Annotated in this window: 10 protein-coding genes; 8 read left to right on the forward strand and 2 right to left on the reverse strand. The window is 60.5% G+C overall.

Annotated elements, in window-relative coordinates; all coding sequences use genetic code 11:
* Window positions 1–2 precede the first annotated feature (2 nt).
* Window positions 3–1,310 carry an HlyD family type I secretion periplasmic adaptor subunit gene (locus JJ917_14840; GenBank protein MBO6700102.1) on the reverse strand — a complete coding sequence of 436 codons (1,308 nt, stop codon included), beginning with the start codon at window positions 1,308–1,310 and terminating at the stop codon, window positions 3–5.
* Between the two features lie 154 nt (window positions 1,311–1,464).
* Here JJ917_14840 and JJ917_14845 point away from each other — a divergent pair, with 154 nt between their 5' ends.
* Together JJ917_14845 and JJ917_14850 are read left to right on the forward strand one after the other, a co-directional pair.
* Window positions 1,465–3,723, forward strand: coding sequence for an ATP-binding cassette domain-containing protein (locus tag JJ917_14845; GenBank protein MBO6700103.1), 2,259 nt, complete (start codon window positions 1,465–1,467; stop codon window positions 3,721–3,723).
* Window positions 3,724–3,786: 63 nt separating this feature from the next.
* Entirely contained in the window at window positions 3,787–4,491 is a 705-nt protein-coding gene (locus tag JJ917_14850) for a hypothetical protein (protein ID MBO6700104.1), read from the forward strand.
* Between the two features lie 28 nt (window positions 4,492–4,519).
* On the opposite strand, the gene JJ917_14855 is transcribed toward JJ917_14850, so the two are convergent.
* The gene (locus JJ917_14855; GenBank protein ID MBO6700105.1) at window positions 4,520–7,807 is read right to left on the reverse strand and encodes an EAL domain-containing protein; all 3,288 of its coding nucleotides are present in this window, start codon (window positions 7,805–7,807) and stop codon (window positions 4,520–4,522) included.
* Window positions 7,808–8,040: 233 nt separating this feature from the next.
* On the opposite strand from JJ917_14855, the gene JJ917_14860 reads away from it, so the two are divergent.
* The 6 genes from JJ917_14860 to JJ917_14885 all read left to right on the forward strand — a co-directional run bounded on the left by JJ917_14860 (window position 8,041) and on the right by JJ917_14885 (window position 15,791).
* On the forward strand, window positions 8,041–9,195 hold the full coding sequence (locus JJ917_14860; GenBank protein ID MBO6700106.1) for a hypothetical protein: 1,155 nt from the start codon (window positions 8,041–8,043) through the stop codon (window positions 9,193–9,195).
* On the forward strand, window positions 9,192–9,629 hold the full coding sequence (locus JJ917_14865; protein MBO6700107.1) for a PilZ domain-containing protein: 438 nt from the start codon (window positions 9,192–9,194) through the stop codon (window positions 9,627–9,629). Before JJ917_14860 ends, JJ917_14865 begins: the two co-directional genes overlap by 4 nt.
* Before the next feature lie 101 nt (window positions 9,630–9,730).
* A complete protein-coding gene (locus JJ917_14870; protein ID MBO6700108.1) occupies window positions 9,731–11,263 on the forward strand; it encodes an MFS transporter in 1,533 nt (510 codons plus the stop codon).
* Between the two features lie 32 nt (window positions 11,264–11,295).
* The gene (locus JJ917_14875) at window positions 11,296–13,161 is read left to right on the forward strand and encodes a sensor histidine kinase (GenBank protein ID MBO6700109.1); all 1,866 of its coding nucleotides are present in this window, start codon (window positions 11,296–11,298) and stop codon (window positions 13,159–13,161) included.
* Window positions 13,158–14,546 carry a sigma-54-dependent Fis family transcriptional regulator gene (locus JJ917_14880; GenBank protein MBO6700110.1) on the forward strand — a complete coding sequence of 463 codons (1,389 nt, stop codon included), beginning with the start codon at window positions 13,158–13,160 and terminating at the stop codon, window positions 14,544–14,546. Before JJ917_14875 ends, JJ917_14880 begins: the two co-directional genes overlap by 4 nt.
* 246 nt (window positions 14,547–14,792) lie before the next feature.
* On the forward strand, window positions 14,793–15,791 hold the full coding sequence (locus tag JJ917_14885) for a TAXI family TRAP transporter solute-binding subunit (GenBank protein MBO6700111.1): 999 nt from the start codon (window positions 14,793–14,795) through the stop codon (window positions 15,789–15,791).
* The last annotated feature ends 180 nt before the right edge of the window (window positions 15,792–15,971 follow it).

Raw genomic sequence — 15,971 nt, forward strand, 5'->3', positions numbered from 1 at the left:
GTCTATTGGCGCAGCGCGTTGTCGGCGATGTTGCGCACCGGCGAAAGGATTGTGTCCAGCACTGTGCGCTCGCCGGTGATGATGTCGATATCGGCTGTCATGCCCGGCACAATGGGCAAGTCGGGACCAAAGCCGCCGGCCTCCGCTTCAAGGCGTACGCGGAAATAGGGCTCGCTGTTTTCGTCGGTCAACGCGTCCGGTGAGATTTCCACGATGCGTCCCTGAAGCCCGCCATAGACGGAATACTCGTAGGCGGTGATCTTGATGACCGCTGGCAGGCCCGGCCAAATCTCGGCCCGATCTGAGGGAGAGAGCCGTGCCTCGACCACGACGGCGGCGTCGGCGGGCACGAGCTCGATCAGCGGTTCGGCAGGGCGGACGACGCCACCAAGCGTGTTGACATAGATGCGGTTGACGATACCGGCGACCGGCGCGGTGACATCGGTGCGCGCGGAGCGGTCCTGCATCGCGTTGGCCGCTTCCTGGAGTTGCGCCATTTCGAACGCTGCAACGATCAAATCCTCTTGCGCGGCTTCCCGGAAACCGAGGCGAGATTCCTCCATGCGCTGGCGGATTTCTTCGACGGCCGACTCGGTGCGCGGAACGGCGAACAAGAGATCAGAAAGACGGGTTTCGATCTGCTGCAAGATGCGCTCTTCGTCGAGAAGAGCATTGTTGGAGACGGCGCCGCGTTCGGCCAAGCGGCGCATGCTTTCCACGCGTTCGCGCACAAGTTCGCGCTCGCGCTGCGTGTTGGTCCAGCGGGTTTCAAGCTCAGACAGTTCCAGCTCTTTTTGCTGGAGTTGCGAGGCGAGGATCTGCATTTCCGCCACATGGCTCTGGCGGCGGCTGGCAAACAGTTCGCGTTCCCGGCGCACAATGTCGGGAATGGTTGTCTCCAGCCCAGGCTCGAACACCACCTGTTCAAGCCCGGCCACTTCGGCTTCCAGGCGTTGTGAACGGGCGCGGATCGCAGTGATCTCAAGGCGGGTCTGCGAGAGTTCGGCTGACGAGAACGAGTTCTCCACCCGCATCAGCGTCTGGCCGGCTTCGACCAGCTCGCCCTCGCGCACCAGAATGTCAGCAACGATCCCGCCCTCGAGATGCTGAATGAGCTGGTTCTGCAATTGCGGCACCACGCGTCCGGCGCCGCGCGTCACCTGATCGACTGTGGCGAAGGTCGCCCACAAAAGAATAGCCGACAGGGCACAGCTGACCGCGACCAAAAGCATCGTGTCGGCGCGCTTGGCGAGTGTGTCGCACCGGCGGGGAAAGGGAAGGGCACGGTTGTGTGTCGCGGCAACGGACATGGGCGCGGACCTGGTGGACTGGCGAATGGTGCAAAGCGTCTGCCAATGACCATGCACGCCTGCCGGTTCATGAAGTGTTAAGCATAAAGGCGCCATTTCTTAAGGCGGGTTTACCGACCTTCCGTCCCGGCGTTTCCACGTTTGATCGACACCTATGACTATTGAACGCATCCAACGTGTGCTCGGGCGTTCCAGCCAGCCAGATGATGTTGATCTGTCCAGTCGGCGCGTGCCGCCCGGCGAGCATGTCTTCGCAGCCTTGGAGCGGATCGCGGGCAGTTGGTTCGGCGATAACGCAGTGCGTCGCAGTGGCCTCGCGCCATCGACGCCAGGCGTGCCAACGCCGGAAGAGTTACGGCGTCGCGCCGCCGATTGCGACATGGCGCTGTCCTATGAAGAACGTGCGCTGCGCTCGCTGACCGACGATGAGTTCCCCTGCATCCTCCTGTTGGACGATGGGACGAGCCTCACGGTGACCGAACGCGGAGAAGGCGCCTTGTTCGTTGAGGACGGGTCGCGATCAGCCAAACCGGTCGCGATTGACGCGCTCGAGGCGCGCTATGCCGGCGTTGTGTTCCATGTTCGCCCGAAGTCGCACGCCGATGATCGTTCCGGCGGCGGCGTGCATCCGGCCGACGGTCAATTGGCCGACGACACAATAGGTGATGCCGTCGGGCTCTACCGCCGCGTGCTGCACCTGGCCACGACCAGCCACCAGTCGGCGCTCGGCAAGCTGGCTCTGGCGGCAGGTCTCTCCAATCTTTTGATGCTCGCGCTGCCGCTTTTCACCATGGCCGTTTATGACAGGGTGATCCCGCACGGCGCGATGGAAACGTTGTGGGCGCTGTCGATCGGCGTCATGATCGCACTGGCCGTCGACCTCTCCTTGCGCTTCGTGCGCAGCCGGTTTTCCGATGCCGTCTCGCTCAAGGTCGGGCTTGAGCTTCAAGCCAAACTCTATGGCCGGATGATGGGCGCCAAGCTCAGCGATGCACCGCGCGCGCCAGGCGGACTTTCGCGGCTGGCGCAAGAAATCGATGCCGTCGCTCAAGCTGTGCCCCAGCTGGTCGTCTCCCTGATGATCGATGTGCCGTTTTTCGTGCTGCTGCTGGTTTTGCTCTACTCGATCGGCGGGCCGATCCTGGCGGCGCCCTTGCTCGGCCTCTGCCTGCTCAGCCTTTTGCATATCTACGCGCACACGCAGGCGCGGCATGCGATCGAGGCCGGCGCGGAGTTTTCCCGCTATCAATCTAATCAGCTTGTCGAGACCTTGGCCGGCCTGCCGATGGTCAAGACGTCCGGCGCGGCGGGTTCCTTGATGCGGTCATGGGAACGGGTCGGTGATGATGCCGCCTATGAAAGTCACACCGCCCGGCTTTGGCTTGGCCTCACGCAAAACGCGCAGATGATCATCACCCAATTCGTGATCGTGCTGACGTTGATGATCGGCGCTTACCAGGTGAGCAGTGGTCTGATGAGTGTCGGTGCGCTTGCTGCTTCCACGCTGCTGGTCGGTCGGGCGCTGACGCCGATCGCGCAGATGATTGGCCATGCGGTGCGGCTGTTGCACTTGAAGCCCTCCGCCGATGTCATTGCCCGGTTGCTTGACAGCGCCCAGGAGGAAGCCGGCGAAGACATCGGCGCGCGGCGCAAGCCACTGACCGGGTCTGTCGACTTTCAGGCGGTGAGTTTTGCCTATCCCGGCGCGGCGCGACCGAGCCTCAACGACGTCTCGTTTTCGATCAAACGCGGCGAGCGGGTTGCACTGATCGGCCGGATCGGATCGGGCAAATCGACCTTGCTGCACACCATGTTGCGGCTCAACGATGTGGCCAGCGGTTCGGTGCGCTTCGATGGTGCCGATGCCCGTCAGTTTGCGCCGGAGCATATTCGCCGATCCTTCGGGTATATGACGCAAGACAGCGTGCTTTTCGACGTGACCTTACGTGATGCGATCACGCTTGGCCTTGGCACGGTCTCGGACGATGATTTTGAGCGCGCAGTGAAGCTTTCCGGCGTCCATGGGTTCGCCGCGCATCTGCCGCAAGGTTACGCGACGCCGGTCGGTCCACGCGGCAGTTATCTCTCCGGCGGTGAGCGGCAGGCGGTGGCTTTGGCCCGTGTCCTGGCGATGAACCCGGCTGCTCTACTGCTCGATGAGCCAACGGCCTCGATGGACAACACGCTGGAAGCGCAGCTGATCGATAATCTTCGGCAGTATCTTGGTGGGCGCACTTTGATAGTGGCGACCCACCGGGCCGCGCTTCTGACGTTGTGTGATCGGATCATCTGGCTCGATCAGGGAACAGTCATGGCTGATGGGCCGCGTGAAGAGGTCTTGGCACGCATCAATGGCGGCGGCGCGTCCTCGACCCAATCAGAGCCTGCACCGGCGGCGCGCAGACAGGCTTAACGAAAGCCTAACGCCTGAAGCGCTAGGGTCTGGCCAACGACCTCCTGAACAGGCATTTGCCCGATGGCCGACGACGCCGAAGAAGAAGAGAACTACTGGCCGGGCTATGTCGACGCGCTGTCGACGATGACCATGGTACTGACCTTCGTGATGATGATCCTTGTGGTTGTTGTCTTCATGCTCATCCAAAACACCAGCCAGGCGATCATCCAAGAGCGTGTCGCGCAGGCCAATGTGGGTGGCGGCGCCGGGTCGAGCCAAATCCTGCGCATGTCGCAGTCCGATGCTGATGCGACGACGACGGCGACCAATGAGGGCACGCCACCGATTGTGACGGTGGATGAGGAAGCAACCCAGGAACAGAACGTCCAGTCGATTGCGGTCGATGAGGAAGATGAGACCCGCGCGATTGAGGCCGCTGAAGTGCGTGATCGCGGCGCGCAAGAGGCCGTCACCATCAGCCAGGAAGGTCTGACGGTTGCGTTTGCCGACGGCGATAGCGGGCTTGATGAAACAGCGATGGAGGTTGTGCGCGATTTTGGAACCAATCACGAACTGGCACAATCTGATCGCACGCTGGAAATCATCGCCTTTGCCCACACCTTACAGGGCAATGCGACCGATGTGCGCCGCGTTGCCTACTATCGGGCGATGCTGATCCGCAACCAGTTGCTAGAAGCCGGCGTGCCGGCAAGCCGCATCTCGGTCGGCGTGCGCGATGTGCGCACGCCTGAAGACGGTACCGAGGTCAAGGTCTTCGGACGGTAGACCAGCCGTTTCGCCTGCGCCTCGGGGTTTAGGATGCCCGTTTGGTGCGACCGCGTTTTGCCCGTAGAGGCTTGTTGGCAGATCTGGCAGGCAAGGTGCGTCGCAACTGCGCGACCAGGCCGTCGGTCGTTGCCTGCATTTGACCCATGGCGGCAAGCACCGCGTCCGGCGCCGTGCGTTGCAGGCTTGCCAGCGGTGCCGGGCGACCGACCAGGAAACCCTGGATTTCATCACAGCCATGTTTGACCAGCGTTTCCAGCTCTTCAACATGCTCAACGCCTTCGGCAACAATGCTCATATTGGTGGCGCGGCCGAGGCGGATGATGGTTTCCACGATGGCGCCGGCATTGTCCGTGGTGTGCATCGCCTGCACGAAGGAGCGGTCGATCTTGATGCAGTCGAAGGGGAAACGGCTAAGATAGCCCAGCGAGGAATAGCCGGTTCCGAAATCATCCAGCGCAACGCGACAGCCGATTTTCTTCAACGCGCGTAGCGCCGTAAGCGCGCGCTCATCATCGTCGATCAGCACGTTTTCGGTGATCTCAATTTCCAGCTGATGCGCTGGCAGGCCGGTTTTTTCTAAGATCGCAGCGATGTTGTCGACAAGGTTCTTTTCACGGAACTGCAGTGGACTGACATTGACGCTGACACGGGCGGCACCAAGCTTTTGCTTGGCGATCCGACAGGCTTCCTCGATCACCCAAGTACCGATGGCGACGATCTTGCCGGATTGCTCGGCCACCGGAATAAAGCTGCCAGGGCCGATCATACACTTTTGTGGGTGCTGCCAACGAATGAGCGCCTCGTAGCTATCGATGACCCCATTTGAGGCGGTCATGCGCGGCTGGAAGAACAGCTCGAACTGTCCCTCGTCGAGGGCCACCGCGAGGTCAGCTTCCAATACGCGGCGGCGGTGATCTTCCTCGCCCATGCCGCGCTCGAATACGCAATAGGTGTTGCGGCCCATCTGTTTGGCTTTGTAAAGCGCGGTGTCGGCGCGGGAGAGGATTTCGGCAGACTCGTTGCCATGTTCGGGACAGACAACAATGCCAATGCTGGCGCCCGTGTGTAGCACCAAGCCCTCTTCGCTGACGATGGGTTTAGAGAGCTCGACCGTTAAACGGTGAGCAAAATCAGCGGCCTGGTTGGTGAACTCAGCCTGATTGAGGATGATCGCGAACTCGTCGCCGCCGAGGCGCGCGACATGGCCCTGGTCACCGGTGCAGGATTTCAGCCGATCGGCGGTTTGGCAGATCACCAAATCGCCAGCGGCGTGGCCGTGCAAGTCGTTGATGTCCTTGAAGTGATCCAGGTCGACAAGCAACAGCGCCCAGCAGCGTTCGCCGCGCGCGGCCTGCTGGACCAAATCTTGGAGATGGTGCGAGAACACCGCGCGATTGGGCAAGCCGGTCAGCGGGTCGTGCTGCGCCAGATAACGGATCTTCTCTTCGGCGATCTTGCGGTCGCGAAGATCGACGATGGCGGCCACTTTGGTTCGTTGTCCGCGATAGGTGATCTCGCGTGAACGCACCTCGACTGGGATCAGCGTTCCATTGGCATGGACGATTTGAATCTCGTAAGGGTCACCGGCTGAGGTCTGGAAGTTGGCGGCAAAGATCGCCGTATCTTCCTCATGCACAACGTCGCCAAGTTTCCGGTTCTTCAACTCGGTAAGCGGTGCGCCAACCAGTTCTTCCAGCGCCGCATTGCCGTCAACGATCTTGCCCTCGACGGAAATTACGATGGCTTCAAAAGTCGCGTTGGCAAGCGCGGAGAGCCGTTCTGCTTCTTCTTCGGCACGTTGTTTGTCGGCAACAGCGCTTTTGGCTGTCTCTTCGTCCTCGATGGTTTCCATCAAGGCGTTGAACAGGCGTGCCAGGCGTTCGGCCTCATCACCCTCATCTATGTCCAGACGCAGCGACAGGTCGGCCCGCCCTTCGACCAGACGATCGAAGGCATCTTCGACGTGGCCAATACCAATGCGGGTGCCGTGCTCGGCATCGTTCAGGCCGATTTCCTCGCTGGTATGGGCAACCCGCAGGCGCATGAACTTGGCGATACCAAGAAAAGCGAGATAGCCAAGACCGAAGGCCCACACGAAGTTGAGCCCAACGCCGGAGGCTTGCACGATGACCTGGTCCCAACGGTTGCCAAGCGGTAGCGCCGCGATGGGTGCGAGCAGCGCCAAGCCAATTGTGCCGACAACGCCGGCAAAGCCGTGCACCCCGATGGCGCCGACGGCATCATCGACGCGCAGGTAACGTTCCAAGGCGCCAACGCTCCAGACGGCAATGGCGCCGCCGGCTGCGCCAATGATCAAGGCGCCTTGGACCTCAAGAACCGAGGCACCGGCGGTGACGGCGACCAACCCGCCCAAAAGCCCGGTGATTGATTTTTCTGGAAGCAGAACACGATCCTGCCACCACCCCATCAGGTGTCCGGCAGCGGTACCGGTTGCGGCGGCAAGCACGGTGTTGGCGATAATCGCTGCGATGTCCGGCGAAGCTTCCAGCGTCGAGCCGCCATTGAAGCCAATCCAACCGACGAACAGCAAAAATGCCCCGCCGGTGGCGAGCACCGGACTATGCCCTTGAATGCGCACCGCCTTGCCGTTCTCGTCGAACCGGCCATTGCGTGGTCCGATCAAAAGGCAGGCGGCCAAGGCCACCCAAGCACCAGTGCCGTGCACCACGGTCGAGCCGGCAAAATCGACAAAACCCATATTGGCGAGGAACGCGCTGTCGTTCTCGACAAGGGCTGATCCCCAGGCCCAATGGACAAAGACCGGATAGATGAAGGCCGCGATGATGATCGAGCCAAGCACATAGGCGCCAAGCGGCATGCGTTCGGCGACTGCGCCAGAGACAATGGTCGCGGCGGTGCCGCAAAACATCACTTGGAACGTGAAGAAGGCCAAACCCCAGGCGTCCATCCCTGCCAAGAACGCGAACGATGTGTCGATGCCAAACCAGAACCCATTGGACGCGCCAAAGGCGAACATGAAGCCGACGCAGGCGAACAGCATCACCGTGAAGGTGAAATCGAGCATGTTCTTTTGCGCGACGTTGATGGAGTTTTTCGACCGCACCATCCCGGCTTCCAGCAGCATGAAGCCGACTTGCATCAGCAGCACCAGGCCGGCGGCCACCAATACCCAGACCATGTCGATGTTGGATTTGGCGGCTGTCAGTGCTGCACTGTTGGCGTCAATCGCGGCAACAATGGCCGGATCAGTGTTTTGCGCCGCTGCAAACGGGGCCGTTCCCGCCAACATCGTCACGCTCGCCAGCAGGCTGGCGATCGGTTTCCAAGACATGGTGTTTTGCATCCCCGTTCCATCGAACGGAACCAACTCTGTCCCATCACCGGTAAAAAGGTGATGAATCTCTGCTGCAGTGCAGCGATCGCCTTGCGGGACAGGGCACAAACCCGAGTGGCGACCCAAGACTGTATGGTTAACCCAATCTTATCGTCTGCTCGGCAGGGTGCGTGAGACGGGGGCGGTCGCTCTGCGCCCGCGTGTGAGTATGGCAGCAGGCTTTTCGCGTTATGCGCAAACGCATCCAACGACAAATCCTGAAGATGATGATTGTCTTCCTGGGCACCTTAGGCCTGGTGAGCTGGCAATTTGAGTTCATTTGGACGGGTATCACGTCCAACATTTATCTCAACTCGATCATCATCTCGCTGTTCTTCTTCGGCATCACGCTTGCCTTTTCCAGCGCTTTTCGCCTGAAAAACGAAGAGCTTGCTTTTGTTGCGCTGCAAGAATCCTATGACGACATCAAGTTTGAGGAAGAGCGCTCGAAGAACGCGCCCTATTGGCGCCACTACCGCTGCCTTGAACCCGGCATCGTGTTCACCAAGCCGCGCCTGCTTGGCCATGTTTTCGACCTTACTTACGAAAAAATGATGCGCACCCGGCAGATCACGATCTCGATCGGGACCATGCAGAGCCTGGTGTCGGAGTTTAAGACCAAGATCGTCGAAGACCGGGCGATGCTGCAATATGTGACCGGCATCCTGGTTTTCCTCGGCCTTATCGGGACCTTTATCGGCCTGATGGACATGGTTGGTTCGGTCGGCGGGATTATCGGATCGATCGCCAATATGGATATGAGCGATCCGACGGCGGCGTTCACCAAGCTCATCCAGGATCTACAGGCGCCACTGGTCGGTATGGCGACGGGCTTCTCCTCCTCGCTGTTCGGGCTGTTCGGGTCGCTCATTCTCGGACTGCTCGGCCGGTTCCTGGCCGAGGCGACCGGTATTTTGCGCGGCGGCTTGGAGTCTTGGCTCTCCAGCATGGCCGATCTTGATGGTGACCGGGACGAAGCTGAGCACCGCGAGGCCGTCCTCGATCTATTGGAAGCGCAGCATGAGCAGTTGGCGGCGATGCACCATTCCATGCAGCAATTGGCGCAAGTGGCGGCGCATGGCGCCCACGCCCAGCGCGAAGCTTTGAGCGTGCTGCAAGGCATGGCGGGTCCGGAAGGTGTAAAACGCCTGACGGCCAAAAAGGATGGCGAACAAGCCAGCGAAGAAGGTTTGGAGCAGGCGGTCAGTGCCGGCTTTTCGGATATGTCACGGGCGATGGAATCAGCCTTTATCGGCTATGCTCAGTTGCTTCATCGTTCCATGGCGATGCACGACAAGTCTGCTTCTTCACCAGAGGTTGGCGCGCGCGAGGGAACCAACGGATGACCCCTGACGAAGCGATGCAAGTCGGCGGCCTGCCGCCAAGCCATGAAGTCTATCGGCGCAGCCCGCGCTCGCTTCTGTCGAAGCTGAAGCCGAGCTTTGGCCGGAAAAAGACGTTTTCGCGGCGTCACAAGCGCTACCCCTGCTGCGTGATCGCCTCCATGCACGTGATATCGCGCGGCTATGTGCTCGACGGAACGGTCTTGGAGATGAGCCAGGGCGGGCTGATGTTTCGCGTCGCCTCCAACTATGTGCTCGATCGGACCGGCGAGAAGGTCATCATTTACATCGATGGGCTGGAGCTCAATGCGCAGATCATGGCCTCGCGCCCTGAGGGCTACGGCCTTCGTCTGTTCGATGACCTTGATCTGACGACAGTGTCGTCGCTGGTCGAGGAGTTTGGCTACGAAGAGTTGGCGTCGGACGACGACAGCTAGGCTCTGGCTGACATTCCCGCATCAGGTAACGCCGCGACTGGAAGGTCGGACGGCGTCGTACTAGTCTGCCGCCAAGCAAGTTAGTAGAAAGGCGCCCTTTGATGCGCGGGATTACCCAGCAGGGCGCCGTCGCCGCGCCTGCCGATATCAGCCATGTGGCGTGTTCGAAACGCCAGCAGCTCATTGTGCTGGTGGTGGCGATCCTCGGCTCAACGCTCGGTTTCATCGATGGCACGATCGTTGCCATCATCGCCCCGGACATCCGCGCCGATCTGGATGCGTCGCTCGCCACGATCAGTTGGGTGGTGAACGGCTACACGCTGGTGCTGACGGCTTTCATTCTGGTTGGCGGTAGCGCTGGAGACGTGTTTGGCCGGCGCCGGGTTTTTGGCTTGGGCATTGCGATCTTTGCTCTCGCCTCGTTGGCCTGCGCGATCGCGCTTAATGGTGGTCAGCTCATTGGTGCGCGTGTCGTGCAGGGTTTGGGTGCGGCTTTGATGGTGCCGTCGTCGTTGGCGCTGATCGCCACTTATTACCCGCGCGAGGAACGCGGGCGCGCGGTCGGCATCTGGGCGGCAGCATCCGGGGTTTCGGCGGCCATCGGCCCGATTTTGGGCGGCGCGCTGGTCGATGCGTTCGGGTGGCGGTCGACTTTTTACATCAATTTGCCCATCGCCGCTGTCACGCTGTGGCTGCTCTGGACGCGCGTGCCGGACGATGCGCATCGCACGGTGACCCAGAAGCTTGATTGGATCGGCGCGTTTCTGGCGGTTGCTGCGCTGGGGTTGCTTGCCTTTTCGCTGACATTGATGGGTGAGGGTGGTGAACTGGGCGAGACCATTGCCCTTGGAACACCGATGCTTGTCGGCATGGTGGCGCTTGGCCTCTTGGCCTGCGCTCTCTTTCTTTGGCATGAGGGGCGGACCGGCGACCCAATGATGCCGCTCGGCATGTTTTCCGCGCCGGGTTTCTCAGCGGTCAACGCGGCGACCTTTTTGCTATATGCGGCGCTTGGCGGCCTGCTCTTCTTCCTGCCGGTCACGCTGCTCAGCGCCTATAACTTTTCGGCTTTGGCGGTCGGATCGGTGTTCCTGCCGTTCACCGCTGTTATGGCGCTGATCACGCCGCGCGTCGGCACTTTGGTCGACTCGATCGGCGTGCGGCTTCCTCTGGCGATCGGTGCGGGCATTGCCGGTCTCTCGTTCTGGCTGACCAGTCTAGCGGCGGGAACCGGTTCGCTGATCTTGGTTGGCGGATCGCTGGTGGTGCTCGGCGTCGGTATGGGTCTGTGTATCCCACCGCTTTCGACGGCCATCATCAATGCGGTCAGTGACGCCCAGTCTGGCGCAGCGTCGGGCATCAACAATGCCGTCTCGCGCGCCGGCGGGCTATTCGCGGTGGCGGCCTTCGCGCCGCTCGGCGCGTTTGCCTATGGCAATGCCGACGGCTTGCCAGGTTTTGCGGTGCCTGGTGCGCCCGGCCTCAGCGTCGACGATCAGACATTGCACCAGCTTGCCTCGTTGCAGGCTTATGCAACGCTGGCTTGGATCGCCTTGGCATTGGCTTTGCTGAGCGCTGTTCTCGTCCTCGTCTTCGTTAAGTCTGAACGCAAGTCCGCCGATGAGGACAACTAGGCAAGTGCTGAGAAGACCAGCATAATTGGGCCATGGCAGAACACTCTCTTCGGCGCCGGATTTTAAAAACCGATAGCGGGCGGCTGGCGCTTGGCTTGCTGGTCGTGATTGCGCTTGGTCTTGCCGCCTTGCCAAGTGTTGAACGCCTGTTTCTGATCCGTGCGGGTGACCAGGGTCTGGCTACGCTGCGCCTGTCAGTCGAAGGCTTGCGCGGCGCGTTGCAGCGCTTTGAGCCGCTGCCAGGCCTGATCGGCGAACGCCCAATCCTGGCCGAGCTGTTGGCAGCGCCCGGTGATGGTGAATTGCAGGCGGAGGTCAACGAGCAACTGCGCGTGACGGCTGATGATCTCGGCGCTTCGGACGTTTATCTTCTCGATGCCAGCGGGCTGACCATTGCCACCAGCAACTACCTCAAGGAGCGGTCCTTCATGGGCCGGCGGTTTGCGTTCCGGCCCTATTTCACTCAAGCGATCGCCGGCGGGATCGGGCGCTACTTCGCGCTCGGCACGACATCGCTGGAACGCGGCTACTTTTATGCCGCACCGGTTTTGAACAATGACCAGATCGTTGGCGCGCTGACCCTGAAATTCACCGTCGATGCCTTTGAAGATGCCTGGCGTGGCGGGTCCAGCGACATTATCGTCAGCGATCTCAATGATATCGTCTTTATGTCCAGCCGCGAGGATTGGCATTTTCGCACGCTCTCCGATTTGAGCCCAGAAGTCCTGGCGGAGGTTGCCGATACGCAGCAATACCCGCTCGATGAATTGGTGCCGCTCAACAACACCCGCAATCGGTTGACCGACACGCTGAGTTTTTTGCGCATCGATGATGGTGGCGCGCGACAAGACTTCGTGACGTCATCGACCTTGCTTGAAGACGTCGGATGGCGGGTGTCGATCCTCGTCCCAGCCGGTCCGGCCAAAGCGCAGGCGCTGACGGCGCTCTTGGTTTTTGTGCTCTTTGTGCTGTTTGTCGGCCTGGTGCTGATGAGCCTGTTGCAACGCCGTGCCAGGATCATGGAGCGGTTGGAAGCCCAGCGCGCCGCGCAGGATATGCTGGAGCGGCGGGTCGATGAGCGCACGGCCGACCTTAATGCCGCCAACGCCAATCTACTTGTCGAGGTCGAGGAGCGGCGCGCCGCCGAACAACGCCTGCGCAAGACGCAGAACGAGCTGGTCCAGGCCGGGAAGCTGGCGGCCCTTGGCCAGATGTCGGCGGCACTGTCGCACGAGATCAACCAGCCGCTGGCGGCGGTGAAGACCTATGCCGATAACGCCCAAACTTTGCTCGACCGCGATCGCGTGCCGGATGCGCGCGAGAACATCGCGCGCATCTCCAAGATGGCTGACCGTATGGCAGCGATTTCCGGTCATCTGCGCAATTTCGCCCGCCGTCCTCAGGAAGATGTCGGGCCGGTGGAAGTGCGCCAGGCTATCGATGATGCGCTGGCCTTGATGGAAGCGCGGTTCAAAAAAACCGGCGCCGATGTTGCCTATGATCGTCGTGATACGCCAGTCTGGGTGATCGGTGGGCAGTTGCGTCTGCAACAGGTGATCATCAATCTCTTAAACAACGCGCTCGATGCGATGGAGAACCAAACGAAGCCATCACTGGAGATTGCTGTCGATGCTGAGGGCGCGAAACATGTGCTGATCCATGTGCGCGATCGCGGTGAGGGACTGGAGGAGCAAGCGCTGGCGCAGCTTTTCGACCCGTTCTTCACGACCAAGAGCCCGGGTAAGGGGCTGGGGCTCGGCCTTTCCATCTCCTACAACATTGTTGAGGATTTCGGCGGACGCTTGCGGGCACGCAACCGCGAGGATGGCGGCGCGGAGTTTTCAATCGTATTGCGGGTTGCCGATGCGCCAGCGACGACCGGGGTTGCGGCCGAGTGAGCGAAGAAACGGTACTTTTTGTCGATGACGAAGAGCATCTGCGACTGGCGGCGGCGCAGACGCTTGATCTTGCCGATTTGAAGGCGCGATGCTTTGCCGATGCGGAGGCCGCGCTCGCCCATGTGGGACGCGCCTTTCCCGGCGTTCTTGTGACCGACATTCGCATGGCCGGCATGGACGGACTGACGTTGATGAAGCGGTCCTTGGACATCGATCCAGAATTTCCGGTGATCCTGGTGACCGGTCACGGCGACGTGGAACTGGCGGTGCAATCGATGCGTGATGGTGCGTACGACTTCATTGAGAAGCCGTTCGCGCCAGCGGTTTTGGTCGACTCCGTTCATCGCGCGCTCGACAAGCGCCGGTTGACGTTGGAAAACCGCTTGCTGCGCAATCAGGTTGTTGGCCGAGGACCAATCGAGGCGCGTTTGGCCGGGCGCAGTGCCGCCATGGTGGCGGTGCGTGCACAAGTGCGCGCCGTTGCTCAAACCGATGCTGATGTTTTGATCGTGGGGGAAACCGGCACCGGCAAGGAGGTCGCGGCGCGGGCGTTGCAAATGGCCAGCGAACGGGCCAGTGGACCGTTTGTGCATATCAATTGCGCGGCGTTGCCATCAGAGTTGATCGACAGCGAATTGTTTGGCCATGAGGCAGGAGCCTTTCCCGGCGCGACGCGCGCACGCTATGGGCGCTTTGAACATGCGCGGGGCGGCACGGTTTTTCTCGATGAGATCGATAGCCTGCCGATGCGTTTGCAGGCCAAGTTGCTGCATGCAATCCAGAACCGCATCATAACCCGTCTTGGTTCCAATGATCCGGTCGAGCTCGATGTCCGCTTCATCGCTGCCAGCAAGAGCGATCTGGAAAAGGCCGTCGACGCGGGCACGTTCCGCGACGATCTCTATTACCGCCTCAATGTCCTGCACATCCGCATGCCACCGCTGGACGAACGCCGCGAGGACATTCCGCGATTGTTCATTCAGCTCGTTCACGATGCCAGCGTGCGTTACAAGCGCCCGGTGCGCGTGGTGCCAGATCGGCTTCTGGCGTCCCTTGCCCGCCGATCTTGGCCCGGTAATGTGCGCGAGTTGCGTAACGCTGCCGACCGGTTTGTGCTCGATCTCGATCTTGATCTGGACCTTGAGCCTGGTGGCGAGGAAACGGTCGATGGGCTGCCCATCTCGTCGGGAGGCTTGTCGCAGCAAGTGGCAACTTATGAGAAAAGCCTGATTGCGGCGACCATCGCTGCGCATGCCGGAAACCTGAAAGCGACCTATGAGGCGCTCGGCATTTCGCGCAAGTCGCTCTACGAAAAGATGCGCAAATACGATCTTTCCCGCGAAGACTTTCGTCATCGCGATGCGCCTGAAAGGGTGGATGGGTAGATAGCGACCCATGAAAATCGGGTGATGTTACCGATTCCACCCATCTTTTGAAAAAGCTTCGCCAGGCGCGCCAGGATTCGCAAGCAACAGTTGCGTGGTGCATAGCTGCCATGCAGAAAAGCGACGCCTTTGACGCGCCTGCTTTTTTGGTGGTTGCCGCATATCAGTGTTGGCCCAAGTTAAGAGCATGCGTGACAACGCGCACGAAAAGCCGAAAACATCGGCTTAACGGGAGGATTATCTTAGATGAAACTTGCTACTTTTCTTGCCACCACTGCAGCCCTTTCGGTTGCCATTGCTGGCGCGGCCTATGCCGACAATCATGCTGATCGCGAAGGCTGGCCGGAAAGCTTCACAGTGGGCACTGCCTCGCAGGGCGGCACCTACTTCGCTTACGGTTCGGGCTGGGCCAACCTTGTTGCTGAGGAGCTTGGCATTTCCGGCGGCGGTGAAGTCACCGGCGGCCCAATGCAGAACATGGCACTTGTGCACACGGGCGATGCCCAGTTCGGGATGACCACGATGGGTCCGGCGGCCGAGTCGATCAACGGCACCAACCCGATCGCGCCAGGTCTGCAGATGACCAATGCCTGCGCGATGTTCCCCATGTACCAGACGCCGTTTTCTGTGACGGCGCTATCATCGTCGGGCATCGAGTCCGTCGCTGACATTCCTGATGGCGCACGCATCGGCTTCGGCCCTGCCGGGTCGACCTCCGACACCTACTTCCCGCGCATGATGGAAGAGCTTGGCGTTAACTTCGATCGTCGCAATGGCGGTTGGTCGGACCTTGGTTCGCAGCTTCAGGATGGCCTGCTTGATGTGATTGCGTTTGCTGCTGGTGTTCCTGTGCCTGCCGTGTCGCAGCTTGAAGTTCAGACCGACGTGAACATCATTGAGTTCACCGAAGAAGAACAGGCCGCGATTATGGAGGCGTTCCCTGTCTCACAATTCGACATTGCTGCTGACACCTACACCACGCTGGAAAGCGATGCGCGTTCGGTTTCCATGTGGAACTTTGCCATCGCCAACTGCGATCTGCCGGCAAGCTTTGTCTATGCCGTGGTCGACACCGTGATGTCCGACAATGAGCGCATGGTGAACATCCACCGCGCGGCCCGTTCGACACTGCCCGAGAACTGGGACAAGAACACCGTGATGATGTGGCACCCAGGTGCTGCCCAGTGGTTTGAAGAAAACGCCGGCGCCGATATTGCCGACGACATGATCCACTCGGCCATGTAATCGGCGGATGTGAACACGCTTTACGGGCCGCCTGACATCAGGCGGCCCGTATCGTTTCGAGCAGACCCATGCTTTACTTGGGTGACTCAGCATAGGGCCGAACAAGAAGCCCGTGCCATTGGGGGGATAGACATGAGCGATCAGGACAAGCCGGGCAAAGTTGATGCGCCGCAGGCTGCC

It is taken from the genome of Hyphomicrobiales bacterium, assembly GCA_017642935.1.
Classification (GTDB): Bacteria; Pseudomonadota; Alphaproteobacteria; order Rhizobiales; family MH13; genus MH13.